The following is a 25,286-nucleotide window of genomic DNA, read 5'->3' as shown; positions in this document are numbered from 1 at the left end:
GGGGCGGCCGCGGTCGTGCCGGCGGCGGCCGCCGGCGCGCCCCCGGCGCGCATCGTCTCGGTGGTCGGGTCGGGGACCGCGCAGGCGGGGCCGACACCGGCGAGCGGGGCGACGGGCCGCAGCGGCGTGAGGGTCTCCGCGGCGAGCGCGGCGCGACGCAGGCCGACGCACACCTGCTCTGCGGTGGGCCGGGCCCGCGGGTCGTCCGCGGTCATGGCCTCGAGGAGGGCTTCGACCTCGATGCCGATGCCCGCGGGCATCTCCGGCCGGTGCTCCAGGCGCGCGTGCGCGGCGTCCAGCGGGGAGCCCTCGTAGGCGGGCCGGGCGGTGAGCGCCTCGATCATCACCAGGCCGAGCGCGTAGACGTCGGCGGGCGCGGACACCTCGTCGCCGCGGACCTGCTCGGGCGCGAGGTAGGGCGCCGACCCGACGACGATGCCGGTGTCGGTGATGCGCGGGGCGTCGGCGACGAACGCGACGCCGAAGTCGGACAGGTGCGCCCGCCCGTCGGCGTCGAACAGGACGTTGCGCGGCGTGACGTCGCGGTGCAGCACGCCGTTGCGGTGGACGTGGCCGAGGCCGTCCGCGACCGCCGCGACGGCGAGCAGCGTCTCGGTGACGCCGAGGGGGCCCTCGGCGAGGCGGTCCGACAGGTTGCCGCCCTCGAGCAGCGCCATGACGACGAACGCGCGGCCGTCCACCGAGCCGACGTCGTAGACCGGCACGAGGCTCGGGTGGTCGAGCGAGGCCATGAGGGCGACCTCGCGCTCGATCCGCGGGTCGTCCTCGACGGGGAAGATCTTGACCGCGGCGGGGCGGTCGAGCAGGAGGTCGTGCGCGAGGTAGACCTCGGAGCACGTGCCCCGGCCGATGAGGTCGCCCAGCGCGAAGCGCTGGCCCAGGCGCTCGGGCAGGGGGCCGGGCGCGGACGGGCCGCTCTCGGTGCTCACGACCGCCTCCCCCCCTCCGCGTTCCCTGGTCATCTTTCCACTACCGATACCCGGATCGAGGCACAACGACATACCGGATTCCTGAATTCGTGTGATCGTCGTCCCGTGTTCCACCCGTTGGCTCCGCCGGGGACGCCTCGACCGGGTGATGCCGCACCGACCTGACCGCGGGGCATTGACAGGAAGTTGCAGTGCCGAGTAGAACTTCAGCACGTCCCCCCTGCTCACGGGCGGGGGCGGACGCAGCAGAGCACGAACGCAAGGACGCGACGGAAGCCGTGGGCGCCGAGAGCCTCGACGACGAGGACGTCCCCGCCCTGACCACCGGTCAGGCGGCGGAGTTCCTCGGAGTGCAGCCGGCGTTCCTCCGGAGTCTCGACGCGGGTCGGATGGTCCGCCCGGCACGCTCGGCCGGCGGGCACCGGCGCTACACGCGCCGCCAGCTGACCCTCGCCGGCCGGATCCGCGAGCTGTTCGACGAGGGGTTGACCCTCACCGCGGCCGCGATGGTCGTGTCACTGCAGGACGAGGTGGCCCTGGTCACGCGGGAGCGCGACCAGGCCCACGACGAGCTGGACCGTGCCCGTCGCGAGCTGCAGCGGGTGCGGCGCGAGCTCGTCGCGGCCCGGGGCGGGACCACCGCCCTCCCCGTGCCGCCCGCGCGCACCGACAGTGCGCGCGGGCACGAAGTGCCCACGACCGCTCTTCGACCGCCCCTGCCGGCCCCTCCACCTCAACGGACTCCTTGAACAATGAAGCTCATCGACCACCGTCGGACCCACCGCCCCGTGCTCCGCACCCCGATGCCGCCGTCGCTGGCGCAGGTCCCGCTGGTGGACCTCTGCTCCTGCCGGCACCCGCGCGAGTCGCACGAGCACTACTACCTCGGTGACCACTGCGCGCAGTGCGACTGCGCGCACTTCCGTCGCCTCGAGCCCTCGCGCCTCTGAGACGCTCCGGGCGCCCGTCCACCGCGACCGGCCCCGCGACCGGCCCCGCCACCGATTCCGGAGGCGGGGCCGTCCGTCGTCCGGGGTCGGATCCACGTGAGGCCGGGGTGAGTCCGGTCCCACGCCCGGTCGGACGGCCGGGACCCCGCCGGGCGCCTACCCTCGGGACCGTGGAGCGGACCGGGCGAAACGGACGGCCGCGGGCACTCGTCGTGGGCGCCGGGGTCGCCGGGCTCGCCGCGGCGGCGTCGCTGGACCGGGCCGGCTGGTCGGTCGTGGTCTGCGAGCGCGCGCCCGGGCGCCGCACCGGCGGCTACTTCGTGCGGTTCGCGCCCGAGGGTCTCGAGGCCGCGGGACGCCTGGGGGTCGCCGCGGAGCTGCACACCCGGCTGCCCGCCGACGGCGTGATCACCGGCGTCGACACGGCGGGCCGCACGGTCTCCCGCGTCGAGGCCGCGGTCGCCGACGACCCGCGGGCCCTCGCGCTCGTGCGGGGCGACCTCGAGGCCGCGCTGTGGGCGGCCCGCCCCGACGGCGTCGAGGTCCGCTTCGGCACCGCCCCGCGCCGGATCTCCCGCCACGCGGACGCCGTCGACGTCGTGCTCGACGGGCCGGACGGCGCCGCCGAGGAGCGCGTCGACCTCGTCGTCGGCGCGGACGGCGTGCGCTCCGCGGTGCGCAAGATGGTCTTCGGTCCGGACGCCCGCTTCCGCCGCGAGTTCGACCACGTCGTCGTCTCCGCGGTGCTGCCGCGCCTGCCCGGCGAGCTGCGCGAGGGCGACTACGTCGTGCCCGCCGACGTCGGGCGCACCGCGCACCTCATGGCCGTCGCCGGCCACGCCCCGGTCGTGTTCTTCACCTTCCGGGCGGACCTGCTGGCCGAGGGTCGCGACGCCGCGGCCGTCGCGGCCGCCGACCCCGTCGCCGCCCTGCGCCGGGTGTACGGCGACTTCGCGGGGCTGATGCCCGAGATCCTCGACGGCGTCGAGGAGGCCGGCACGACGCACGTCGACACCGTCGCCCAGATCCGGCTCGGGTCGTGGCGGCGGGGACGGGTCGTGCTGGTCGGCGACGCCGCCTGGTGCCCGACGCTGTACTCCGGGCAGGGCTCGGCGCTCGCGCTCGTCGGCGGCGAGACGCTCGGGACCTACCTCGCGGCCTTCCCGGGCGACCCGGAGGCCGGGCTCGCGGCCTGGGAGTCCGCCCACCGCCCGGCGGCGTCGGCCGCGGGCAGCGCCGCGCGCCGGTCGCGCCACTTCTTCCTGCCGGGCAACCGCGTCGTGGCCGCGCTGCGCGCCGCGGCGTTGCGCCTGGCGTCCTGGTCACCGGCGGGTCGCGTCCTGCAGGCTGTGGCCGGCCGGGCCGTGGGGCCGGGCGGTCCCGGGGCGTCGCCGCACCGATCACCCGATCGACGCGACGTTCATCCGGACGCCACTTCCGGGTCGCGCTCCTTGCGGCCGCCGGTGCCGCACCGGTCGTAAGCTGACCCTGCCGGTGCCCGGTGCTGCGCCGTCCGCGTGGCCCGCCGGCGCGGGCGTCGAGCACACGGCGCCGCGACCCGCCCGCGCCGGACCGACCGCCGATGAGAGGACGCTCGCCGCCCCCATGGCTTCCGAACCCCTTCCCCGTCCGCAGCGCAGCCTGCTGGCGCGCGTGGTCGACCCGCTCGGCATCGCCTCGGGCGTGCTCGACCGCGTCGACCCCCTCCGGCACCGCGGACGCCACGTCCGGCGGGGCGCGGGGCGGGTGCAGATCGGTGTGCCCGGGGTCCTGCGCGAGTCCGGCGGCGAGCTCGCCCGCGCGGTGGAGAAGGCCCTCGCGGCCCACCCGGACGTCGAGTGGGCCGCGGTCAACGCGACGCTCGGCGCGGTGGTCGTGGGGCTGCTGTCCGACGGCGACGGCGATGCCGACGGCCGGGCCGGGCTCCCGGACATGGAGGCCGTGGACGACTTCGTCGACCTCGTCGAGATCCTCGAGGAGCGCGAGGGCGGCGTCGCGGTGGAGCACGCCGGCTCGCCCTCGATGGGGCCGGCGCAGCAGGCGTTCACCGCGCTCGCCGCCGACATCGCGGGGCTCGGCGTCGCCGCGGTCGGCCGCATCCTGCGCCGCACGCCGCTGCCGGCGGAGCTCGCGTCGGCCGCCACGTTCGTCGACCACCAGCCCCGCCTGCGCGCCGCCGTCGAGCGGGCGGTCGGGCAGGACCGTGCCGGTGTCCTGCTCGCGCTGTCCAACGCCGCCGCGCAGGCCCTGGGGCAGGGCACCACCGGCCTGCTCGTCGACGCCGCCTACCGCGCGATGCAGGTGGCCGAGGCGCGCGCCCGCGTCGCCACGTGGACCGACGCCGAGCCCCGGCTCCTCGCCAGCGCCGACCACGCCGCCGCCCCCGCCGACGACGACCTCGCCGAGCCGCGTCCGGTCGCGCTGCCGCAGGGCCCGGTCGAGCGGCACAGCGAGGTCGTGGGCACCGCCGCGGCCGCCGGGTTCGCCGCCACGGCGGCCACGACGGGCAGCCTGCGCAAGGGTGCCGGCGTCGCCCTCTCGACGCTGCCGAAGGCCGGCCGGCTGGGCCGCGAGGGCTTCGCGACGACCTTCGGGCGCGTGCTGGCGCGCCGCGGCGCCGTCGTGGTGGAGCCGGGCGCGCTGCGCCGCATGGACCGCGTCGACACCGTCGTGCTCGACGCCGAGGCGCTGACCACGGGCGTGCTCATGCTCGGTGACCTGCTCGCTCTGCCCGGCGCCGACGGGGAGGCCGCCGCGCTCGAGGAGCTGGTCCCGCGCGTCCACGAGCTGTTCGACCCGACCGACCCGGTCACCCACCAGCGCTCGAGCGACGCGGGGGAGTACTGGCTGCTCGCCCCGCTCGAGGACGTCCCGGGCGGCGACACCCCGCGCGCGCTCGAGGCCGCCGACGCGCTCCGCGCCGACGGCGCGACCCACGTCCTGGGCCTGCGCCGCGACGACCGCCTCGCCGCCGTCGTCGGCGCCCTGCCCGAGCCGGCGTCGGCCGACGAGACCCTCGCCGCGGCCGCGCGCCGGGCCGGCGTCACGCTCGTCGTCGGCGGTGCCGCCACCACGTCGGTGGGCGACCGCGCCGTTGCCGGCGGCGACACCCTGCGGCACTCGGTGCGCGAGCTGCAGGCCGCGGGCGCCGGGGTGCTCGTGGTGTCCCGCGACCGCCGGGCGCTCGCCGCCGCCGACGTCGGTGTCGGCGTCTCGCGTCCCGACGGCGTCGCGCCGTGGGGCGCCCACGTCCTCGTCGGCGAGGACCTCGGCACCGCCGCGCTGCTCATCGAGGGCGTCAAGGTGGCCCGCGGCGTCTCCGGGCGCTCGGTGAACCTCGCCCGCGCCGGCACCGTCCTGGGCACGATCATGGCCACGGCGGGCACCGCGCCCCGCGGCTCCTCGCTCGCCGGCCTCGCGGTCAACGGCGCCGCCGCGGTCTCCCTCGGTGCGGGCGCCTGGTCGGCCACCGAGCTCGGCCGCCGCGTCGTCGTCCCCGGCGTCAGCCGCACCCCGTGGCACGTCATGCCCGCCGCTACCGTGCTGTCCCGCCTCGCCGTCACCGAGCGGGGGCTGTCCACGGCCGAGGCCCACCGCCGCCACCGCGACGATCCCGCGGCGGCCGAGACGCAGACATCGCTCGGGCGCGCGTTCCTCGACGAGCTCAACAACCCGCTGACCCCCGTGCTCGCCGGCGGCGCCGTGCTCTCGGCGGCCATCGGCGCGGTGGTCGACGCGGCGATCGTCGTCGGCGTCACGGCCTTCTCGGCGCTCATCGGCGGCGTGCAGCAGGTCGCGACCGACCGCGCCGTCGCCGGCCTGCTCGAGCGCTCCTCGGTCCGCACCCGCGTGCTGCGCGACGGCGCGCCCCGCGGTGTCGGCGCCGACGAGGTCGTCGTCGGCGACGTCATCGAGCTCGGTCCCGACGACGTCGTGCCCGCCGACTGCCGCGTGCTCTCCTCGGACGCGCTCGAGGTCGACGAGTCGTCGCTGACCGGCGAGTCGCTGCCGGTGACGAAGACGCCGTCCCCGGTGATCGCGCGCACCGTCGCCGACCGCCGCTCGATGATCTACGAGGGCACGACGGTGGCCACCGGGCGCGGGCGGGCCGTCGTCGTCGCCACCGGGTCGAGCACCGAGGTCGGTCGCTCGACCGCGGCCGCCAGGGCCAGCGCGCCCGTGGCCGGCGTCGACGAGCGCCTCGCCGGGCTCACCCGCATCACCACCCCGCTCGCGATCGGGTCGGCGGCCGCGGTCGTCGCGGCGGGCGCGCTGCGCGGGCTGCCGTTCCAGCAGAACCTGCACTCCGGCGTCGGCCTCGCGGTGGCCAGCGTCCCCGAGGGCCTGCCGTTCGTCGTGTCGGCCGCCCAGCTGGCGTCCGCGCGGCGCCTGTCGGCCGAGGGCGCGCTGGTGCGCAATCCGCGCACGATCGAGGCGATCGGGCGCACCGACGTCCTGTGCTTCGACAAGACCGGCACGCTCACCGAGGGCCGCCTCGCGCTCTCGGCGATCTCCGACGGCATCAAGCTGCGGCCCACCGACCGGCTGCGCAAGCGCCAGCGCCGCGTGCTCGCCGCGGCGCTGCGCGCGACCCCGCGGCCGGCGCCGGGGGAGCGCCTGGCCCACCTCACCGACCGCGCGGTGGTCTACGGCGGCCAGCAGTTCGACGTCGACCCCGCGTACAAGCGCGCCGGCTGGTGGCCGGTGGCGTCGCTGGACTTCGACCCGTCACGGGGCTACCACGCCACCCTGGGCGACGTGGACGCGCCGACGGGAGACGCAGCGGAGCGGAGCTCGACCCCGGGTGGCGCGGCCGGGGAGGGCCCCGGCCGGCTGATCTCGGTCAAGGGCGCGCCCGAGGTCGTCATCGCCCGCGCCACCACCTGGGGTGGCACGGAGCTCGACGACGAGGCCCGCCAGCGCCTGGTGGAGCACACCGAGCTGCTCGCCGGTCAGGGCATGCGGGTGCTCGCAGTCGCCGAGCGGGAGCTCGACGGTCCAGCCGACGGGACCCTCGACGACGCCGACGTCGCCGACCTCGAGTTCACCGGGTTCGTCGGGTTCACCGACCCGGTGCGCGCCGGGTCGCAGGCCACGGTCCGGGACCTGCGGGACGCGGGCGTGCAGGTCGTCATGATCACCGGTGACCACCCGAGCACCGCGGAGGCCGTCGCCGACGAGCTGGACGTGCTGAACGGCGGCGTCGTCGTCACCGGCTCGGAGCTCGACGCCCTCGACGACGACGCCCTCGACGAGCTGCTGCCGAAGGTCCGGGTGGTGGCGCGGGGGACGCCGTCGCACAAGGTGCGCATCGTCCAGGCGTTCCAGCGCCTCGGCCGCACCGTCGCCATGACCGGCGACGGCGCCAACGACGCCCCGGCGATCCGTCTGGCCGACGTCGGCATCGCGCTGGGCCGCCGCGGGACGCCCGCCGCGCGGGCCGCCGCCGACCTCGTCATCACCGACGACCGCCTCGAGACGATCCTCGCCGCGCTGGTCGAGGGCCGGGCCATGTGGGCGTCGGTGCGCGAGGCGCTCGGCGTCCTCGTCGGCGGCAACCTCGGCGAGATCGCGTTCACCGTGCTCGGCGCGACCACCACGGGCACCTCGCCGCTCAACGCCCGCCAGCTGCTGCTGGTCAACCTGCTCACCGACCTCGTGCCGTCGCTGGCGCTGGCGGTGCGCGCCCCCGAGCCCGGCTCGGCGGCCGCGCTGCTGGCGGAGGGGCCGGAGGCCTCGCTGGGCGAGGCGCTCAACCGCGAGATCGGGCTGCGGGCGATGGCCACCGCGGGCGGCGCGAGCCTCGCCTGGATCCAGGCGCAGGCGACGCCGTACGGCAGCCCGGCGCGGGCCCGCACGGTGGCGCTCACGGCGCTCGTCGGCACCCAGCTCGGGCAGACCATCGTCGCCGGCGGCGGTCGCAGCCCGCTCGTGGTGGGCGCCGGTGTGGTGTCGGCGGGCGCGCTGTTCGCGGTCGTCCAGACGCCGGGGGTGAGCCAGTTCTTCGGCTGCGTGCCGCTGGGGCCGGTGGCCTGGGCGCAGGCCGCCGGGTCGGCCACACTGGCCACCGCGGCATCGGTGGTCGGGCCGCGGCTGGTCGAGCGCTACGGCCCGGTCGTGGTGCCCGAGGGCTCGCCGCAGGCGGCGTGGCTCGAGCGCCTCGAGGAGGTCCGCGATGCGGCGGGCCGGCGCTACCTCGAGCTCCAGGACCGCGCGACGGCGGCGCTCAACGGGTGACGCCGGCGGCGGTTACCGGTGCGTCACCTTTGCGTTTGTGCAGGTCGCGACGGGGGAACCACCCGCGCGATTGATGTCGTCAGACAGGAGTTGAGACCGTCATGGCCGACCGGTACGTCGTCCCGACCGAGGACGGCTGGCAGGTGCAGAAGAAGGGCGCCCAGCGCGCCAGCGCCAAGGCCGCCACGCAGGCCGAGGCCGTCGAGCGGGCGACCGAGATCGTCACCAAGGACGGCGGCGGGAAGGTCGTCGTGCACGGCACCGACGGCAAGGTGCGCGAGACGCACACCGTCGCGTCCGGCGAGGACAGCGCGCCCGCGGAGGCCGCGAAGGCCACCGCGAAGGCGAACGCCGAGGGTGCGCGGGCGAAGGCGCAGTCCGCCTCGGACAAGGCGTCGACCAGCGCGAAGAAGGTCGGCGCGGACGCGAAGGCCACCGCGCAGAAGGACGCCGCGCGGGCCCAGGAGTCGGGCAAGAAGGCCGCGGCGCAGGCCCAGGCCGGTGCCTCGGGCGTCGCCGACGAGGCCGCGAAGGCCTCGTCGGGGGAGAAGTCGGTGCAGGCGGCGGCCAAGGACGCCTCCACGATCGCCCAGACCAGCGGCGAGCAGGTGGCCACCACCGCGTCGCGGGCGGGCGAGCGCATCGCCAAGGACGCCACGCGCGTCGCCCAGCACGCCGGCACCGAGGCCGAGAAGCGGGCCGACGAGGCCGGCGGGAAGCTGGCGGGCGCCGGCGACCGTGCCGCCGCCGTGTCGTCCACGGCCGCCTCCGAGCTCGACGAGGCCGGCAACGCCGCGGCCGGGCGCGTGGGTGCGGCCGCGGAGAACGCCGCCCGCCAGGTGGACCGCACGGTGCGCCAGGCCGCGCAGGACGTGCAGGACAACGCGCCGGGCTACAACCCGGTGCGCATCGCCGGCAACGCCGCCGCGCTGACGGTGAAGACCGCGTTCAGCGTGGCCGGCGCCGTCATCTCGACCGGCGGGCAGGTGCTGCAGTTCGCCGCCCGCAAGGTCACCGGGCGGGGCTAGTCACCCCCCGGGTCCCGCCGGACGACGACAGGCCCGTCCCCCTCGGGGGACGGGCCTGTCGTGTGTGTGCGGTGCGGCGTCAGGCAGCGGTGCCGACTCGCGCGGCGCGGCGCATCGCGCGGCGGTCCTCCTCGCTGGTGCCACCCCAGACGCCGGCCTCCTGGCCGGTGTCCATGGCCCACTGCAGGCAGCCCCGCTGGAGGGGGCAGCCACCGCAGATCGCCTTCGCCGCGCGGACCTGCGCGGAGCCGGGGCCGGTCTCGGTGAGGGGGAAGAAGAGTTCGGGGTCGTGGTCGCGGCAGGCCGCGAGCTCCCAATCCATGTCGTGCTCGTCCAATCTCGCTCGTCGGTGGTCTGCACCCGTCCCCCGCGGAGCGGGCGGGGCGGGGTCGGTGCCGCCGGGCCCGACGCGAGGCGCGCACGTGCGCACCTCGCGACGGCCCCTGCGGCACGGTCGTGCCGTGGGTCGTCGTGCGGAATCCGGGGTCGTGTCGGTCCTCGGAGCGGCCCGGTGTGGGCCCGCGCCCCGGGGTCCGGAGCACCTGCAGTACTCGGTATGACGTCGGGGACACCGGAACGGTTCCCTCGACCCGCGACGTCACATCGCGAACAGGGTCCCCGCGCAGGCGTGGGCCCCGTGTCAGCCGAACCCCCATGATCTATCCGTACAGCGCGTCGGGCAAACACTTTTGATCCGGACCACTCCGGCGAACCCGTGTGCTGTTCGTCACATTCGGCGCTCACGCTGTGGTGACGACGTGTGGCGAACGGGTGGGGACACCTCCGTTCCACGCCGATGTGCTGCACCTCGAACCCGAACGGACGACACTCTCCAGGGGGCCCGGCGAGCGGAGCGGAGGTCCGGAGATGAGGAGCGCACGACGCACGGCTCGGGACGTCGTCATCTGGGCGGCCCTCACGTGCGGCATCGTCGCCCTGGTCCTCGGGCAGGGGATCATCGGCGGGATCCTGCTCGCCTTCGCCGTCTGGCAGCTGGTGCTCGTCGCCCGCCGGGGCGGCGGCCTGTTCGTCGACCAGCGCGAGGCCGACCGGCCGGGCAAGCCCACCGTCAGCTGACCCCCGCGCGCCCCGCCGCGACGGCGCGGTGAGGATGGCGCCATGCGCTGCGCGGTGATCGGGGCCACCGGGTACGTCGGCGTGCGGCTGGTCGCCCGGCTGCTCACCGAGGGGCACGACGTCGCGGTCCTCGTGCGCAGCCCGGGCAAGCTCGCGGCCACCGGCTGGGCCGAGCGCGTCGACGCCGTGCCCGGCGACCTGGCGGACAACGCGGCCCTGGCGGCGCTCGTCGAGGGCGCCGACGCGGTGGTCCACCTCGCCCACGCCCTCGAGCACGCGGACTTCCCCGACCGTGACCGGGCCGCCGCCCGGGCCGTCAGCGACGCCGCCGAGCGGGCGGGCGTGCGGCGCCTGGTCTACCTCGGCGGGCTGCGGCCGTCGGGGGCGGCGTCGCGGCACCTGTCGTCGCGCGCCGAGGTCGCCGACATCTTCCTGGCCGGCCCGGTGCCGACCGTCGCGCTCGAGGCGTCGATCGTCGTCGGGTCGGGCTCGGCGAGCTTCGAGATGATCCGCTACCTCGCCGAGCGCGTGCCCGTCCTGCCGGCGGTGCCGTGGCTCGCGCACCGGACCCAGCCCGTCGCCGTCGCCGACGTGCTGCACTACCTGGTGGGCGCGCTCCACGTGCCCGCGGACGTCGACCGCCGCTTCGACGTCGGCGGTCCGGACGTGCTGACCTACCTCGAGCTCGTCCGCCGCTACCTGCGGCTGGCCGGGCTGCCGCAGAGCGCCGCGGTGCCCGTGCCGCTCCCGGTCCCGCCCGGCGCGCCGGCGCTGGCGGGGTGGGTCGTCGAGGCGCTGACGCCGCTGTCGCGCCACCTGGTCACCCCGCTGATCGAGTCGCTGGCCGAGGACCTCGTCTGCGGCGACGACGACGTGCTCGACGTCATCGGCCCGCCCCCGGGCGGGCGGACCACCTACGACGCCGCGGTGCGGGCCGCGCTGGGGCAGCGCCCCGAGACGCCCCTGGCGCCCGGTGACCCCGCGCTCGCCGGCCCGACCGACCCGGCCGGCTCCGGCGGCGCGGTGTACCGCTGGGGGACCGGCGAGGCCTGCCCCGCGGACGCCGACGCGCTCTGGGCGGTCGTCGACGGCATCGGCGGGGACGCCGGGTGGGCGGTGCCGCTGGGGGCGTGGACGGTGCGGGGCTGGGCCGACCAGCTGCTCGGCGGCGTCGGGGGCTACCGCGGGCGCCCGCAGGGACGGCCCCTCGAGGCCGGCGACGTCGTCGACGGGTGGCGCGTCGAGGCGGTGGCGCCGGGGAGCTCCCTGCGCCTGCGCTCCGAGCTGCGCCAGCCGGGCCGGATGACCCTCGAGCTGGCCGTCGACCCCGACGTCTCGGGGCACGGCTCGCACCTGCGCCTGTCGTTCGCCTTCGCGGCCTCGGGCCTCGCGGGCCTGGCGTACGGCACGGCCCTGCGCGCCGGCGCGCCCGTCGTCTTCGGCGCCATGGCCCGGGGTCTGGTCGCCCGCGCGACCTCCGTACGTGCGTGATCTTCCGAGCTATCGCACGGAAGATCACGCACGTACGGGTCGGAGGAAGCGGGCCCGGGCGTCGCGGACGACGGCGGCGAGGTCGCCGTGGGCCTCGTGGGCGGCGGCGCGCTGGCGGTCGGCGCCGGTACCGCCGTCGAGCAGGCGGGCGCAGCCCCGGGCGGCGCGGTCGGTGTCGTCGGCGTCGGCGAGCGCCCCGGCGACGTGGGCCCGCAGCGCGTCGAGCACCTCGGCGGCCGGCTTCGGGCGCCCGTCGTACGGGTCGACGAGGTCGCCGGAGAGCCCGAAGCGCGCGGCCCGCCAGTGCGCCAGGCGCAGGGCCTCCACGGGTGCGGTGGGCAGCTCCTCGTCGCGCTGGTGGGCCCGCGCGGCGGTGCTGACGAGGGCGCGGACGAGCACCGCCACCAGCACGGCGTCGTCGACCTCGAGCGCCACGTCGGCCACCCGGACCTCGACGGTGCCGAGCTCGCGCGAGAGCCGCGCGTCGAAGTAGACCATCGCCTCGTCGAGCACCGTGTCGGTCGCGAGCATCGCCGCCACCGCGGCGTCGTAGGCGGCCAGCGAGCCGAACACCCGCGTCGGTCCCGCCGACGGCCAGCGCGACCACACCACCGAGCGGTAGCTGGCGTACGTGGTGTCCCGGCCCCGCCAGCACGGGGAGTTCGCGGCCAGCGCGCGCAGCACCGGCAGCCACGGCCCGATGCGGTCGAGCACGCCCACGCCCTCCTCGGGCGAGCCGACCTCGACGTGCACGTGCTGGCCGCTGGTGAGCTGCGCGGTGGCCACGGACCCGAAGCGCTCGGCGATCCGTGCGTAGCGGCCCTCGGGGATCGCGGCCGGCTCGGCGGCCTCCTCCGGGGCGACCGGCGACGTCGCGAGCCCGGCGACGTCCACGCCCGACGCGCGGGCCGCGTCGCGGGCATCCTGGCGGCGCCGGCGCAGGTCGGCGGCGAGGTCGTCGGCGGTGTGGTGGGGGGCGGTGGCCGTCTCGACCTGCTCGGTGCGCATCTCGCCGTCGAGGCTGCCGCCGGCCTCGTCGCGCACCGCGCCGGCGCGCCCGCGTGGCGCGCCGGTGCCCGTGTCGACGAGCAGCAGCTCCTCCTCGGCCCCGAACGGGGGCAGGTCGCTCATGTGACCCGTCTACCCGATCCCTCGTCCGCCCTGCCCGGTGGGGTGGCAGCGCCTAGCGTGACGACCCGTGAGGGGTGACGGTGACGGCTGGGTGGTCTGCGACGCCGGGCACCGGCACTGGGGGCGCTTCGGCGCCGCGGGCCTGCTGCTGCGCCACGGCGGGAGCGTCCTGCTCGCCCACCGCGTCTGGTGGAGCCACCACGGCGAGACGTGGGGCATCCCCGACGGCGCCCGCAACAGCGACGAGACAGCGCGGCAGGCCGCGCTGCGCGAGGCCGTCGAGGAGACCGGCGTCGACCCGGCGCGGGTGCGCCTGACCGACGAGACGGTCGACGACCACGGCGGCTGGTCGTACGTCACGGTGCACGGCCGGCTGGAGACGGAGTCCGCGCCCGCGCTCGAGCCGTGCGACGGCGAGGCCACCGAGCTGCGCTGGACGCCCGCGGACGCGGTGTCGGACCTGCCACTGCACCCGGGGTTCGCCCAGTTCTGGGCCGGTCCGGACGCGGGGAACGGAGCACGCCGATAGGACCTACCGTAGGGGCATGGCCGCAGCTCCCGATCCCAGCGACTTCCTCGCCGTCGACGACGACCTCACCGCCGAGGAGCGCGACATCCGCGACGCCGTCCGCGACTACGCGGCCGCGGAGCTCGCCCCGCGCATCGCCGAGTGGTACGAGTCGAACACCCTGCCTCGCGACATCGCCAAGGGCCTGGGGTCGCTGGGGCTGCTCGGCATGCACCTCGAGGGCTACGGCTGCGCCGGCACCAACGCGACGAGCTACGGCCTCGCCTGCCGCGAGCTCGAGGCCGTCGACTCGGGCCTGCGCTCGTTCGTCTCGGTGCAGGGCTCGCTCGCGATGTTCGCGATCCACCGCTGGGGCTCCGAGGAGCACAAGCAGGAGTGGCTGCCGCGCATGGCGACCGGCGAGGCGCTGGGCTGCTTCGGGCTCACCGAGGCCGACGCCGGGTCCGACCCGGGCTCGATGCGCACGCGGGCCCGTCGCGACGGGGACGACTGGGTGCTCGACGGCTCCAAGATGTGGATCACCAACGGCACGCTCGCGGACGTCGCCGTCGTCTGGGCGCAGACCGACCCCGAGCAGGGCAGCAAGGGCATCCGCGGGTTCGTGGTCCCCACCGACACCACCGGCTTCACCGCCAACGAGGTCAAGCACAAGCTCTCCCTGCGCGCCTCGCTGACCGCCGAGCTCGTGCTCGAGGGCGTGCGCGTGCCCGCCGACGCCGCCTTCCCCGAGGTGCGCGGCCTCAAGGGCCCGCTCTCGTGCCTCAACGAGGCCCGCTACGGGATCCTGTGGGGCGCCGTCGGTGCCGCCCGCACCTGCTACGAGTCCGCGCTGGCCTACGCGCTGGACCGCGAGCAGTTCGGGCAGCCCATCGCCGGCTTCCAGCTGACCCAGGGCAAGCTCGCGGACATGGTCGTCGCGGTCAACCAGGCCTCGCTGACGGCGGCGCGGATCGGGCGGCTCAAGGACGCCGAGCAGCTCCACCCGTCGCAGGTGAGCTTCGGGAAGATGGCGAACGTCCGTGCCGCCCTCGACGTCGCCCGCACCGCCCGCACCGTGCTCGGCGGCAACGGGATCACGCTCGAGTACCCGGTGTTCCGGCACATGACCAACCTCGAGACCGTGCTGACCTACGAGGGCACCGAGGAGATGCACGCCCTCTCGATCGGCCAGGCCGTGACGGGCATCCCGGCGTTCCGCTGACCCGCTGCCGGCTCACCGGCGCGGCGTCTACCGGGGTGGCGCGCACTCCACCCGGTTGCGGCCCCCGTGCTTGGCGGCGTACAGCGCGGCGTCGGCGCTGACCATGAGGCCGTCGAGGTCGCGCGAGGCCTGCGGGAACGTGGCCGTGCCGATCGACGCCGTCAGCCCGCGCACCGTGCCGCCGCCGAGGGTGGGGGAGACCGTGACCTCGCACTCGCTGATGCGCCGGCGCAGCCGCTCGGCGGTGCTGCTGACCTGCTCGGGCCCCGCCTCGGCGAGCAGGACGACGAACTCCTCGCCGCCGAAGCGCCCGACCGCGTCGTAGGGGCGGACCTCGGAGCGCAGGGTGTCGGCGACGGCGCGCAGCACAGCGTCGCCGACGAGGTGGCCGTGCCGGTCGTTGATCGCCTTGAACGCGTCGATGTCCACCATGATCACGCCGAGCTCGCCGCCGCGGCGCCGGAGGCGGGCCAGCTCGCGGTCGGCCTGGTCGCGCCACGCCGACGCGTTGGCGAGCCCCGTCTTCGCGTCGGTGCGCGCGGCGCGGGCGAACTGCTGGATGAGGAACCCGCGGTGCATGCCCATCACCGGCACGAGCAGCACCGGCAGCAGCCACGGCGTCGTCAGCGCCACCACGGCGAGCGCCGCCCCGAGCGCGAGGGCGCCGAGGCCGATCAGCGTGTCGGTGGGCGACCCGAGGCGTTGCCACCACGGCGTGCCCGGCGCGCTGAGGCAGATCATGAAGACGACGAGCCCGTGGTTGACCACCCAGCGGGTCAGGCCGGCGGCGACGAGGACGACGAGCCCGACCGGCCCGGACACCTTCTCGAGCAGGCCGCCGGGCACGAGCTGCAGGACGCCCCACGCGGCCACCGACGCGATCAGCACCGTCGCCGCCGAGTAGGTCCAGCGGTGCACGACGGGACGCTGGCTGACGCGCAGCCACCAGTAGGCGAACGTCACCACCACGAGGGCCAGCGCGAGGCCCAGCGGCAGCAGGAGCAGGCCGGCGAAGCTCCACACCGACTTCAGCTCGATGTAGGGCTGGCCGTCCGCGACGAGCTCGCGGCGCCGCTCGATGCCGCGGGCGGTCTCGACGTGCACGACCAGGCCGAGCACGAGCAGGCCGAGCGTGCGCCAGTCGGACGCCCCGACCGGCTCGAGCCCCGAGACGGCCACGGCGAGGACGACGGCGACGAGGTCGACGAGCAGGACCGCGATCACCACCCGGCGCGGCGCCTCCCAGAGGCTCCAGCGCCGCGGGTCGAGGCGGCGCGGGTCGACGCGCCGGGGCGGCGGGGTCGGCGCGACATCGGGTGTCGTGGCGTCCCGCGCCGTGCCCTCGCGGCGCCGGCGCGCGAGGCGGACCGGCCGCAGCGACCCCCGTCCGTCGGCCGCGATGGGCGCGGGCGTCACCGGACGTACCGGACGCGCGCCCCCGGCTGCTCCAGGCGCGGGAGAGAGCCCGGAACCGGGGTCGTCAGGACCCCTCCAGGACTCACTCGCCGTCACGATGTGTGACCTCCTCCAGGGGCGCCGGAGATCGTTACGGGGCGTCTCCGCGTGCGGAACACGGTACCGCCGGACACTGGATCTCCGCGACCGACGTCACCCATTGGGAAGAGATCACCCCGATGGTTGACGCCCAGTCGCCGTCTGGTCACACACAGCTCCATTGGTCAGTGTTGAGGGGCGGATGCGACACGGGGTACGGCCGGATGTGACAGTCCGGTCGCTCTGCGTCAGCGCCGAGTGCGGTCGGGCCGTGGGCCCGCATCGCCGCCCGGTCCGACACACAGCGTGTGCGATGGACCACGTCCGTGGCGCCGGGACCACCCCACCCGGTCGACCCCTCGAAGATCCCGGAAGGAGCCCCCGTGGCCGACTCGAACTGGCACCGCGACTCGAACTGGCACTACGCCGACTCGAACTGGCACTTCGCGCCCGACTCGAACTGGCACCGCGACTCCAACTGGCACTGACGACTCCCGTCCCACGCCGGGTTACTGGCTGGTATCACTCGCTGGGCGAGCGATACCAGCCAGTAACCGTGTCCGGGGGCCGGTCAGGCCGGGCGGACCCGGTGCCACGCGGCCGCGCAGCCCAGGGCGACGACGACCCCCACCGCGCCGGCGACGCCGACCGCGAGCGCCGGGCCCGTCGCCTCGGCCAGCACCCCCGCCAGCAGGACCCCCAGGCCCTGGGTGACGCGCAGGGCCGTCACGGCGAGCCCGAACGCCTGCCCGCGGTGGGCGTCGGGCACCGCGGCGACGAAGGCAGCGTTGGCGGGCACCTGGTAGGCGCAGGCGAGCCCCGAGGCCACCCACAGCGCGACGACACCGGCCAGCGGCGGATCGAGCGCCGAGGCCACGAGTGGGACGCACGAGAGCACCGCGAGCGGCCCGAGCAGGCGGGCGCGCCGCGCGGGCGGCACGAGGCGCGCGAGCAGCACGATGCCCACCGCGGCGCCCAGCGGGTTGGCGGCGAGCAGCAGGCCGACCGCGACCGGTCCGCCGCCCAGCGCCGCGGCGTAGGGCGCCGCCAGCCCCTCGATCGTCACGACGAACGCCGACACGCAGGCGAGGGCGACCAGCGTGCGGAGGCGCCGGTCGCCCGCGACGATCCGGGCGCCGGCGCGCAGGCCGGTCGCGCGGTCGTCGGGCTCGCCGGTGGCCCGCTGCTCGACCACCCCGAGCTGCAGCACCACGGCGGAGAGCACGAACGTCGCCGCGTCCGCCAGCAGCGCCACCGGCACCCCGACCAGCGCCACGAGCGGGCCGCCGAGGGCGAAGCCGAGCACCTGCCCGCTCTGGTACGTCGTCCCCGACACTGCCGAGGCCACGACGTAGCGCTCGCCGTGCAGGACCTGCGGCAGGATCGCCGCCCGCGCCGCGGCGAACGGGGCCGCCAGCAGCTGGCCCGCGACGACCAGCACGCACAGCGCCCAGAACGGCATCCCCGGCACCGCCATCAGCGCGAGCAGGCCCGCCCGCAGGAGATCGGAGACGACCATCGTCGCCCGGCGCGGAGCCCGGTCGGCGATGCCGGAGAGCAGGGGGCCGGCGACGAGGTCGGGCAGGAACGTCAGCGCATAGGTCAGCGCCGTCAGCCCGGCCGACGCCGTCTCCGTGTAGACGAGGACGGCCAGCGCGACGCGGGCGACCTGGTCGCCGAGCACCGAGAGCAGCTGCGCGACCCACAGCGCCCGGAACTGCGGTTCGGCGAGGACGTCCCGGAACCGAGCACCGCCCGTGTCGGGTCGGTCATCCTCGGTCACGGTGGGACGACTCTACGGATCTCGGGAGCGACACGCCCGGGATCCCGCGGCACTGGCGCCACAGCCGTCCCACGGTGCACACTGCACGCCGGTTGCGATCGGTTCGATCTCTGTCGCGCACGAGGACGTTGGGGAAGACGCTTCTCGTCGAGTCGGAGGTCAGCAGTGAGCACCCGTGGCGTGATCTACGTCCACTCGTCGCCGTCTGCGGTCAGCCCGCACGTCGAGTGGGCGATCGCGAGCGTCCTGGACGCTCGTGTCGTGCTGGACTGGACCGCCCAGGAGGCGGCGCCGGGGTCGGTGCGTGCCGAGGTGGCGTGGGCCGGTCCCGCGGGCACCGCGGCCCGCCTGGCGACCGCGCTGCGCGCCTGGGGCATGGTCCGCTTCGAGGTGACCGAGGACCCGTCCCCGGGCACCGACGGCGAGCGCTTCAGCCACGTCCCCGGCCTGGGGCTCTGGCACGGGCGCACCAGCGCGAACGGCGACATCGTCCTCGGCGAGGACCAGGTGCGCACCGCGCTCGCCGGGGCCTCGACCCGCGAGTCGATCACTCGCCGCCTCGACGACCTGCTGGGCACCCGCTGGGACGCCGCGCTCGAGGAGTTCCGCTTCGCCGGCGAGGGCGTCGCACCCGCCCGCCTGCACCAGGTGGGCTGATCGTCCGAGCACCCACGGCTGGGGGGCGCGCGAGGAGGGCTGGCAGGCTGGACGGCATGCTCGGTCGGTTCCGTGACGGTGCGCTGGCCGATCGGCTGCGCCCCGGGATCGTGTGGCCGGCCGTGCTCGGGGTGGCGCTCGTGCTCCTCGTCGTCGCCGGCGCCCTGCTCGGGGCGCGGGCCGCGGCCGTCGGGCGGGCCGCGATCGGCGACACCGGGCCGGTGCTGGTCGGTGCGGAGCTGCCGGGCGACGGGTCGGCCGGCGCCCCCGGCGTGACGCTGTCCGCCGCCGCCGCGGTGCACCCGGAGTCCGGCGCCGTCCGCGAACTCGTCCAGCGCTGGACCGACGCCCGCAACACCGGCGACCTCGCCGCGTACCGCGCCACGCTCGTGCCCGACACGCGCGTCGACGCGGCCACCTTCGACGCGACGGCCCGCACCCAGCGCGTCGGGTCCGTCGTCATCCGCCGCATCGACCCCGTCGCCGGCGGGGAGCTCGTCGTGCCGCTGGGCTACGTCACCACGCAGGACCCGGCCGTCGCGCCGTCGGACGTGCGCGTGCCGCGGCTGTGCTGGCAGGTCAGCGCCGTCGTCGAGACCGCGGGCGGCCAGCCCCGCCTCGTCGACCCGCGCCCGGGCAGCCAGCTGCGCACGCCCTGTTAGTCAGGACGTGCGCAGCTCGGCGTGTCGCGTCACCGAGGATGTGGCGATCCTGGCACCCAGTGCGAGGAATGCCGCGTTGCTCGCACTCAGGCGGGGGTGAACGCCAGGCACACGTTGTGCCCGCCGAAGCCGAACGAGTCGCTGATGGCGGCATCCAGCTGCATCTTGCGGGCCTCGCCGGCCACGACGTCGAGGGTGACGTCGGGGTCGAGCTCCTCGAGGTTGGCGGTGGGTGGGACGAGGCCCTCGCGGATCGAGAGGATCGTCGTGATCGCCTCGACCGCCCCGGCCGCGCCGAGCAGGTGACCCAGCGAGCCCTTGGGCGCGGTGAGCACCGGGTGGTCGCCGACGGCCTTCTTGATGGCGACGGTCTCGGCCACGTCGCCGACGCTGGTCGCCGTCGCGTGGCAGTTCACGTGGCCGACGTCGGCGGGGTCGAGCCCCGCGGTGCGCAGGGCGGCGGCGACGGCGCGGGACTGGCCCGTGCCCTCGGGGTCGGGCGCGGTGATGTGGTACGCGTCGGCGCTGGTGCCGATGCCCGCGAGGCGCCCGTGCACCGTCGCGCCGCGGGCCTGCGCGAACTCCTCGCGCTCGAGCACCACCATGCCCGCGCCCTCGCCGAGCACGAAGCCGTTGCGCCCGGTGTCGAACGGGCGCGAGGCGCGCTCGGGCTCGTCGTTGCGCAGCGCCATGGTGCGGGCCTGGCTGAAGCCGGCGAGCGTGATCGGCGCGATGCACGCCTCGGTGCCGCCGGCGACCACCACGTCGACCTCGTTCGCCTGCAGCATCCGCCAGCCCCAGGCGATCGCCTCGGCGCCGGACGCGCAGGCCGACACCGGTGCGTGCACGCCCGCGGCGGCGCCGAACTCGAGCCCGACGTGGGCGGCCGGGCCGTTGGGCATGAGCATCGGGATGGTCAGGACGGCGACCTTGCGCAGGCCCTGCTGCTCGAGGATGTCGTCCTGGCCGAGCAGGGTCAGCGCGCCGCCGATGCCGGTGCCCACGATGACCGCGAGGCGCAGGGCGTCGACCTTCGGTGACCCGTCCTCGGCGTTCGGGTAGTCGCCGAGGTCGGCGTGCTGCCAGGCCTCGCGGGCCGCGATGATCGCGGTCTGCTCGCTGCGGTCGAGGCGGCGGGCCTCGACGCGCTTGATGATGTCGGTCGGCTCCGTGGCGAGCTGCGCCGCGATCTTCACGGGGAGCTCGAAGGTGTCGACCCAGTCGCGCTCGAGCTTCGAGACGCCGCTGCGACCGGCCAGGAGGCCGTCCCAGGTGGTCGCCACGTCGCCGCCGAGCGGGGTCGTCGCGCCCATTCCGGTGACGACGACCCCCTGGCCGGTGCTGCTCACGTCGGTCGCGCCCCTTACGAGTGGTTGGAGATGTAGTCGACGGCGTCCTGGACGGTGGTGAGCTTGGCCAGCTCGTCGTCCGGGATCTTCACGCCGAACTTGTCCTCGGCCTGCACGGCGATCTCGACCATCGACAGCGAGTCGATGTCGAGGTCGTCGACGAACGACTTCTCGGAGGTCACCTCCGCGGCGTCGACGCCGGCCACCTCCTCCACGATGCTCGCGAGGTCGGGCAGGATCTCTTCGTTGGTCGCCACGGGCTCCCTTTCTCGTGCGGGTTCTTCAGGGTCGTACTCGGACGGGCACCGTACAGATCACGGCAGGAAGGTCACGGCAACACGACGACCTGCGCCGCGTACGACAGGCCGGCGCCGAAGCCGACCAGCAGCGCCACGTCGCCGGAGCGCACACGACCGGCGCCGCGCATGTGGTCGATGGCCATCGGGATCGAGGCCGACGAGGTGTTGCCGGAGTACTGGATGTCGTCGGCGACGCGCAGGTCGTCGCGCCCGCCGGCCTGGCGCAGCCGCTTCGCGATGGCCTCGACGATGCGCAGGTTGGCCTGGTGGGGCACCAGCACGTCGATGTCCGACGGCTGCAGGCCCGCGGCCTCGACGGCGCGCAGCGCCACCGGCGCGATCTTCGTGGTGGCCCAGCGGAAGACCGCCTGCCCCTCCTGGCGCAGGGCGTCGGTCTCGTCGATGTGGATCGTCGAGACGAGGTCGCCGGCCGCGCCCCAGATCACGGGACCGACGCCGACCTCCTCCTCGGTCGCGGCCGGTCCGACGACGGCCGCGCCGGCGCCGTCGGCGAAGATGATGCAGGTCGAGCGGTCGTTCATGTCCAGCCAGTCGGAGAGCTTCTCCGAGCCGATGACCAGGACGTGCTCCGCCGTGCCCGAGCGGATCATGTCGCCGGCGAGCCCGGTGCCGTAGCAGAAGCCCGCGCACGCCGTGTTGATGTCCATCGCGCCGATGCCGTTGATCCCGATGCGGTCCGCGGTCTGCGCGGCGGCGTTCGGGATCGGCTTGGGCATGGTGCAGGTCGCGACGATCACCGCGTCGAGGTCGGTCGGGGCCAGGCCCGCGTCGGCCAGGGCCTTGGACCCCGCCTCGACGCCCATCGACACGACGGAGTCGTCGGCGTCGGCGAAGCGCCGCTCGACGATGCCGACGCGGCTCTGGATCCACTGGTCGTCGGTCTCGACGATCTTCTCGAGGTCGTGGTTGGTGACGACGCGGTCGGGCTGCATGCTGCCGAGCCCGAGCAGCCGGGCGCCGGCGGCCTGCGGCGTGAGCTGGAGCCTCATCGGGCCTGACCCCCCATCGCGTGCGCCACCTTCTCGATGTCGTCGGGCTTGTTGACGTTGTGGGTCGCCGTGCCCTTGATCGCCCGCTTGACCATGCCGGTGAGCGTGCCGGCCGGCGTCAGCTCGACGACGGTGTCGACGCCGCGCTCGGCCATCGTGTCCATGCAGGCGTCCCAGCGCACCGAGCGGGTCACCTGCGCGACGAGCCGGTCGAGGAACTCCGACCCGCTGGTGACGACGGCGCCGTCGGCGTTCTGCAGCAGCGTCAGGGACGGGTCGGCGGGCGCGAGCTCGTCGCGGTGCTCGCCGACCCAGGCGCCGAGGGCCTTCTCGGCGGGCTCCATGAAGCGGGTGTGGAACGCCCCGGCGACCGACAGCGGCCGCACGCGGGCACCCTCCGGCGGCTCGGCGACCAGCTGCTCGACGGCGTCCTTGCGGCCCGCGGCGACGACCTGGCCCGAGCCGTTGCGGTTGGCGGGCTCGAGGTCGAGCTCGGCGAGGCGGGCCAGCACGGCGTCGGCGTCGCCCCCGAGCACGGCGGCCATCGTCGTGGGCTCCTCGGCGCAGGCGGCGGCCATCTCCCGGCCGCGCACCGCGGCCAGCGCCACGGCCTGCTCGGCGTCGATGACCTCGGCGATCGCGGCGGCCGCCAGCTCGCCCACGGAGTGGCCCGCGACCACGGCGTCGTCGGGGACGGTGACCTCGAGGCGCAGCTGGTCCCACGCCAGGAGCGCCGACGCGACCAGCAGCGGCTGGGTCACGGCGGTGTCCTCGATCGCCGCGGCGTCGGCCTCCACGCCGAGGTGGACGAGGTCGAGCCCGGCGGCGTCGGAGAACGCCTCGAGCCGCCCGCGGGCCTCGGGACGGTCGAGCCACGGGGCGAGCATGCCGGGCTTCTGGGCGCCCTGGCCGGGTGCGAGGATCGCGATCACGGTCCCACCTCATCACGGCCCCACGTCGGGCCGAAGGCGTCGGGGCGACGAACTCGGGTCCGCCGTGCTTGTCGAGTTCCCACAATGCCGTGGGTCACACCTCCGCGGCTCGGTATCGCCCCGACGGCCATCACCGCCGGTCAGGGGCCTGCGCGGGGGCGGCGGAGGGCTGCAGCCGGTCGAGGCCGAGGGCCAGCCGGAGCACGAGCGCACCACGGGCCTCGCCGGGGTGCCGGCCCGTGAGTTCGGCCACGCGCCGCAGCCGGTAGCGCACGGTGTTGGGGTGCACGTAGAGACGGCGGGCCGCGGCCTCGAGCACGCCGGCCGCGTCGAGGTAGCACTCGACGGTCGCCTCGAGCTCGCCGCCGGCACCGCGCAGGGGCGCGGCGACCTCGCGCCGCAGCTGCTCGACGGCCTGGGCGTCGCCGTCCAGCACGCGCTCGGGCAGCAGGGCGTCGGCGGCGACGGGACGGGGTGCGCCCGGCCAGGCCCGCACGGCACGGTGCCCGGCCAGCGCCGCGGCCGCGCTGCGGTGCGCGGCGGTGAGGCCGGCGACGGTCGGTCCGTGCACCACGGCGCCGGGCCCGAAGGACGCGGACAGGTCCTCCAGCGGCGCCCCCGGCCCGGCGATCATGACGAGCTTCGCGCCGTGGGTGCCGAGCAGCACGGTCGCCCCGGCGCGGTGCGCGGCGCGCCGCACGGCGTGCAGCGGCTCCGGGGGCTCCTCGGTCGGCGGCTCGCCGACCACCACCGTGGCCTCCGCGGCCGGGTCCCAGCCCAGGGCCGACGCCCGCGACAGCAGCGTCTCCTCGGCCTCCCCGCGCACGACGGCGTCGACGACCAGCGCCTCGAGCCGCGCGTCCCAGGCGCCGCGGGCCTCGGCGGCGCTGGCGTAGACCGTCGCCGCCGAGAAGGCGACCTCGCGCCCGAAGCGCAGCACCGCCCGCACGAGCGCCTCCTGCTCGGCGTCGTCGGCCCCGAACGACGGGATGCGCTCCTCGAACACCTCGATCGCGATGCGCACCAGCTCGACGGTCTGGCGCAGCGTCACCCGCCGGGCCAGGTCCAGCGGAGCGGTGCGGAAGGCCTCGGTGGTCAGGCGCGGCGTGGCGTCCGGCTCGCGCAGCCAGGAGACGAAGTTCGCCGCGCCGGTCTGGGTGACCACGAGCACGCCGGAACGCTGCTCGGCGGTGAGGCGGGAGAACCAGGCGAGGCGCTCGGCCATCGCGGAGACCCCGGCGGCGGCGAGGTCGCCGGAGGCCTTCTCGATGCGCCGCAGGGTGGTGGCCCGCACGCCGGAGCGCAGCGGAGCCGGAGCCATCGGGGGAGCATGGCACGGATGCCCACCGTGCGACGCCTGCTCCGCAGCGACCGCCCCGTGTCCGAGGGCGGCGGCGTCCTCTCCCGCCACGGGCTGTCGTTCGGGGCGCACTACGACCCGGAGCGCACGTCGTTCGGCGCCCTCGTCGCCCACAACGACGACGTCCTCGACGCCGGCGTCGCCTACGGCGCCCACGAGCACCGCGACGTCGAGATCCTCGCCTGGGTCCTCGACGGGACGATGGTCCACACGGGCCCGGACGGCACCGACACCGCCGTGCCGGCCGGCACCCTGCAGCACCTCGTCGCGGGCACCGGCTGGCACCACGACGAGCGCGCGGCCGACGACGGGCCGGTGCACCTGCTCCAGCTGTGGGTGACCCCGGGGCTCGACGACCCGCCGGCGGGGGAGCCGTCGCTCACCCACCACCGACCGGACCTCGACGCCGGGCCGCTCGTCCTGCCGCTGCGCCGGCCCGGGGTGACGGTGACGCTCGCGCGGCTCGGGCCGGGGGAGACGTGGCGCCCGGGCGACGGCGCGTTCCGGCACGTTCACGTGGCGGCCGGGTCCCTCACCGGCGCGGACGCCGGCGACGGCCTGGAGGTCACGGGCGAGGGAGAGCTCGTGCTGGCGTCCGAGCGCGGCGCCGACCTCGTCGTCGTCACCACCGGGTAGACACACACGAACGGGGGCGGAGCGTCTCCCGACGCGCCGCCCCCGTTGTCGTGAGGTGACTCCGCTGGGTCTGCTTACAGCGGCGTGACCTGAACGGCCTGCAGGCCCTTCTGGCCCTGCTCGACGTCGAACGAGACGCGCTGACCCTCGTCCAGGGTGCGGAAGCCGCGGGCCTGGATGGCCGAGTAGTGGACGAACACGTCAGCGCCACCACCGTCGGGAGCGAGGAAGCCGAAGCCCTTCTCGCTGTTGAACCACTTGACGGTGCCTTCTGCCATTCTTGCTCCTCATACCGATGTCCCGAGGCGTCGATCAGCCCCGACCTTCAGATCCGCCGCTGGAGCCTTGCGCTCCTGACGTCGGAGTCCCGCTCCCGATCGTCCGGGGACCGACCGGGGGACGTGACGCCGACAGCCTATCCGGAAGGACGGGGTCGCCGACCAGCCCCGCAGCACATCCCCGCGACGAACGGTCACGGCGCGGTCACGGCGGGGCCGGCCGGGGCCGGCC

Annotated in this window: 23 protein-coding genes; 12 read left to right on the top strand and 11 right to left on the bottom strand. The window is 76.0% G+C overall.

Annotation, left to right across the window (positions count from 1 at the left end):
- Nucleotides 1–950, bottom strand: a 950-nt coding sequence (locus ABD994_RS12415; RefSeq protein WP_345414654.1) for a serine/threonine-protein kinase, incomplete at its 3' end; no start/stop codon positions are given.
- Nucleotides 951–1,228: 278 nt separating this feature from the next.
- Between ABD994_RS12415 and ABD994_RS12410 the strand changes: the two genes are divergently transcribed.
- The 5 genes from ABD994_RS12410 (at nt 1,229) to ABD994_RS12390 (ending at nt 9,165) form a co-directional block, all read left to right on the top strand.
- On the top strand, nt 1,229–1,699 hold the full coding sequence (locus ABD994_RS12410) for a helix-turn-helix domain-containing protein (RefSeq protein ID WP_345414652.1): 471 nt from the start codon (nt 1,229–1,231) through the stop codon (nt 1,697–1,699).
- 39 nt (nt 1,700–1,738) lie between these two features.
- Nucleotides 1,739–1,900 carry a hypothetical protein gene (locus ABD994_RS12405; protein WP_345414650.1) on the top strand — a complete coding sequence of 54 codons (162 nt, stop codon included), beginning with the start codon at nt 1,739–1,741 and terminating at the stop codon, nt 1,898–1,900.
- A 170-nt stretch (nt 1,901–2,070) separates the two neighbouring features.
- Nucleotides 2,071–3,381 carry an FAD-dependent monooxygenase gene (locus tag ABD994_RS12400; protein ID WP_345414648.1) on the top strand — a complete coding sequence of 437 codons (1,311 nt, stop codon included), beginning with the start codon at nt 2,071–2,073 and terminating at the stop codon, nt 3,379–3,381.
- A 124-nt stretch (nt 3,382–3,505) separates the two neighbouring features.
- Nucleotides 3,506–8,137, top strand: coding sequence for a cation-translocating P-type ATPase (locus ABD994_RS12395; RefSeq protein ID WP_345414646.1), 4,632 nt, complete (start codon nt 3,506–3,508; stop codon nt 8,135–8,137).
- A gap of 101 nt (nt 8,138–8,238) precedes the next feature.
- Nucleotides 8,239–9,165 (top strand): DUF2188 domain-containing protein, encoded by a 927-nt coding sequence (locus tag ABD994_RS12390; RefSeq protein WP_345414644.1) that lies wholly within the window; start codon nt 8,239–8,241, stop codon nt 9,163–9,165.
- A gap of 79 nt (nt 9,166–9,244) precedes the next feature.
- On the opposite strand, the gene ABD994_RS12385 is transcribed toward ABD994_RS12390, so the two are convergent.
- On the bottom strand, nt 9,245–9,487 hold the full coding sequence (locus tag ABD994_RS12385) for a WhiB family transcriptional regulator (protein WP_345414642.1): 243 nt from the start codon (nt 9,485–9,487) through the stop codon (nt 9,245–9,247).
- Nucleotides 9,488–10,032: 545 nt separating this feature from the next.
- Here ABD994_RS12385 and ABD994_RS12380 point away from each other — a divergent pair.
- Nucleotides 10,033–10,242 (top strand): hypothetical protein, encoded by a 210-nt coding sequence (locus tag ABD994_RS12380; protein ID WP_345414640.1) that lies wholly within the window; start codon nt 10,033–10,035, stop codon nt 10,240–10,242.
- A 42-nt stretch (nt 10,243–10,284) separates the two neighbouring features.
- Complete coding sequence (locus tag ABD994_RS12375) at nt 10,285–11,733, top strand: DUF2867 domain-containing protein (protein WP_345414638.1); 1,449 nt, start codon at nt 10,285–10,287, stop codon at nt 11,731–11,733.
- A 24-nt stretch (nt 11,734–11,757) separates the two neighbouring features.
- Here ABD994_RS12375 and ABD994_RS12370 read toward each other — a convergent pair whose 3' ends face one another.
- Nucleotides 11,758–12,864, bottom strand: a complete 1,107-nt coding sequence (locus tag ABD994_RS12370) for a carboxylate-amine ligase (protein ID WP_345414636.1) — start codon at nt 12,862–12,864, stop codon at nt 11,758–11,760.
- 67 nt (nt 12,865–12,931) lie between these two features.
- Between ABD994_RS12370 and ABD994_RS12365 the strand changes: the two genes are divergently transcribed.
- Both ABD994_RS12365 and ABD994_RS12360 read left to right on the top strand, forming a co-directional pair.
- Nucleotides 12,932–13,393 carry an NUDIX domain-containing protein gene (locus ABD994_RS12365; RefSeq protein ID WP_345414634.1) on the top strand — a complete coding sequence of 154 codons (462 nt, stop codon included), beginning with the start codon at nt 12,932–12,934 and terminating at the stop codon, nt 13,391–13,393.
- 16 nt (nt 13,394–13,409) lie between these two features.
- Nucleotides 13,410–14,594, top strand: a complete 1,185-nt coding sequence (locus ABD994_RS12360; RefSeq protein ID WP_345414632.1) for an acyl-CoA dehydrogenase family protein — start codon at nt 13,410–13,412, stop codon at nt 14,592–14,594.
- Between the two features lie 27 nt (nt 14,595–14,621).
- Here ABD994_RS12360 and ABD994_RS12355 read toward each other — a convergent pair whose 3' ends face one another.
- Both ABD994_RS12355 and ABD994_RS12350 read right to left on the bottom strand, forming a co-directional pair.
- Nucleotides 14,622–16,010, bottom strand: coding sequence for a sensor domain-containing diguanylate cyclase (locus tag ABD994_RS12355; RefSeq protein WP_345414630.1), 1,389 nt, complete (start codon nt 16,008–16,010; stop codon nt 14,622–14,624).
- A 649-nt stretch (nt 16,011–16,659) separates the two neighbouring features.
- Nucleotides 16,660–17,871 (bottom strand): MFS transporter, encoded by a 1,212-nt coding sequence (locus ABD994_RS12350; protein ID WP_345414628.1) that lies wholly within the window; start codon nt 17,869–17,871, stop codon nt 16,660–16,662.
- A 165-nt stretch (nt 17,872–18,036) separates the two neighbouring features.
- Between ABD994_RS12350 and ABD994_RS12345 the strand changes: the two genes are divergently transcribed.
- Both ABD994_RS12345 and ABD994_RS12340 read left to right on the top strand, forming a co-directional pair.
- The gene (locus ABD994_RS12345) at nt 18,037–18,528 is read left to right on the top strand and encodes a DUF3145 domain-containing protein (RefSeq protein WP_345414626.1); all 492 of its coding nucleotides are present in this window, start codon (nt 18,037–18,039) and stop codon (nt 18,526–18,528) included.
- Between the two features lie 56 nt (nt 18,529–18,584).
- Nucleotides 18,585–19,190, top strand: a complete 606-nt coding sequence (locus ABD994_RS12340) for a hypothetical protein (RefSeq protein WP_345414624.1) — start codon at nt 18,585–18,587, stop codon at nt 19,188–19,190.
- An 86-nt stretch (nt 19,191–19,276) separates the two neighbouring features.
- Here the strand turns inward: ABD994_RS12340 and ABD994_RS12335 are convergent, their stop codons facing one another.
- The 5 genes from ABD994_RS12335 to ABD994_RS12315 form a co-directional block, all read right to left on the bottom strand.
- Entirely contained in the window at nt 19,277–20,539 is a 1,263-nt protein-coding gene (locus ABD994_RS12335; protein ID WP_345414622.1) for a beta-ketoacyl-[acyl-carrier-protein] synthase family protein, read from the bottom strand.
- 14 nt (nt 20,540–20,553) lie between these two features.
- The gene (locus ABD994_RS12330) at nt 20,554–20,796 is read right to left on the bottom strand and encodes an acyl carrier protein (protein ID WP_116710334.1); all 243 of its coding nucleotides are present in this window, start codon (nt 20,794–20,796) and stop codon (nt 20,554–20,556) included.
- 71 nt (nt 20,797–20,867) lie between these two features.
- Nucleotides 20,868–21,848 (bottom strand): beta-ketoacyl-ACP synthase III, encoded by a 981-nt coding sequence (locus tag ABD994_RS12325; protein WP_345414618.1) that lies wholly within the window; start codon nt 21,846–21,848, stop codon nt 20,868–20,870.
- The gene (locus ABD994_RS12320) at nt 21,845–22,780 is read right to left on the bottom strand and encodes an ACP S-malonyltransferase (protein WP_345414616.1); all 936 of its coding nucleotides are present in this window, start codon (nt 22,778–22,780) and stop codon (nt 21,845–21,847) included. The genes ABD994_RS12325 and ABD994_RS12320 overlap by 4 nt, the downstream gene beginning before the upstream one ends.
- A gap of 130 nt (nt 22,781–22,910) precedes the next feature.
- On the bottom strand, nt 22,911–24,101 hold the full coding sequence (locus tag ABD994_RS12315) for a PucR family transcriptional regulator (protein ID WP_345414614.1): 1,191 nt from the start codon (nt 24,099–24,101) through the stop codon (nt 22,911–22,913).
- 18 nt (nt 24,102–24,119) lie between these two features.
- Here ABD994_RS12315 and ABD994_RS12310 point away from each other — a divergent pair, with 18 nt between their 5' ends.
- Nucleotides 24,120–24,776 (top strand): pirin family protein, encoded by a 657-nt coding sequence (locus tag ABD994_RS12310; protein ID WP_345414612.1) that lies wholly within the window; start codon nt 24,120–24,122, stop codon nt 24,774–24,776.
- 74 nt (nt 24,777–24,850) lie between these two features.
- Here the strand turns inward: ABD994_RS12310 and ABD994_RS12305 are convergent, their stop codons facing one another.
- Entirely contained in the window at nt 24,851–25,054 is a 204-nt protein-coding gene (locus tag ABD994_RS12305) for a cold-shock protein (protein ID WP_116710338.1), read from the bottom strand.
- Between the last annotated feature and the right edge of the window lie 232 nt (nt 25,055–25,286).

Source organism: Actinomycetospora chlora, assembly GCF_039542135.1.
GTDB classification, from domain to species: Bacteria; Actinomycetota; Actinomycetes; order Mycobacteriales; family Pseudonocardiaceae; genus Actinomycetospora; species Actinomycetospora chlora.
The sequence above is the reverse complement of the archived record's forward strand: the minus strand, read 5'-3'. Positions and strand labels throughout refer to the sequence as shown.

Bases quoted from the DNA above. Each gene is read 5' to 3' on its own strand.
- ABD994_RS12395 (WP_345414646.1), top strand. From the start codon at position 3,506: ATGGCTTCCGAACCCCTTCCCCGTCCGCAGCGCAGCCTGCTGGCGCGC.
- ABD994_RS12360 (WP_345414632.1), top strand. From the start codon at position 13,410: ATGGCCGCAGCTCCCGATCCCAGCGACTTCCTCGCCGTCGACGACGAC.
- ABD994_RS12380 (WP_345414640.1), top strand. From the start codon at position 10,033: ATGAGGAGCGCACGACGCACGGCTCGGGACGTCGTCATCTGGGCGGCC.
- ABD994_RS12315 (WP_345414614.1), bottom strand. From the start codon at position 24,101: ATGGCTCCGGCTCCGCTGCGCTCCGGCGTGCGGGCCACCACCCTGCGG.
- ABD994_RS12385 (WP_345414642.1), bottom strand. From the start codon at position 9,487: ATGGATTGGGAGCTCGCGGCCTGCCGCGACCACGACCCCGAACTCTTC.
- ABD994_RS12340 (WP_345414624.1), top strand. From the start codon at position 18,585: ATGCTCGGTCGGTTCCGTGACGGTGCGCTGGCCGATCGGCTGCGCCCC.
- ABD994_RS12305 (WP_116710338.1), bottom strand. From the start codon at position 25,054: ATGGCAGAAGGCACCGTCAAGTGGTTCAACAGCGAGAAGGGCTTCGGC.
- ABD994_RS12370 (WP_345414636.1), bottom strand. From the start codon at position 12,864: ATGAGCGACCTGCCCCCGTTCGGGGCCGAGGAGGAGCTGCTGCTCGTC.
- ABD994_RS12390 (WP_345414644.1), top strand. From the start codon at position 8,239: ATGGCCGACCGGTACGTCGTCCCGACCGAGGACGGCTGGCAGGTGCAG.
- ABD994_RS12310 (WP_345414612.1), top strand. From the start codon at position 24,120: ATGCCCACCGTGCGACGCCTGCTCCGCAGCGACCGCCCCGTGTCCGAG.
- ABD994_RS12325 (WP_345414618.1), bottom strand. From the start codon at position 21,848: ATGAGGCTCCAGCTCACGCCGCAGGCCGCCGGCGCCCGGCTGCTCGGG.
- ABD994_RS12375 (WP_345414638.1), top strand. From the start codon at position 10,285: ATGCGCTGCGCGGTGATCGGGGCCACCGGGTACGTCGGCGTGCGGCTG.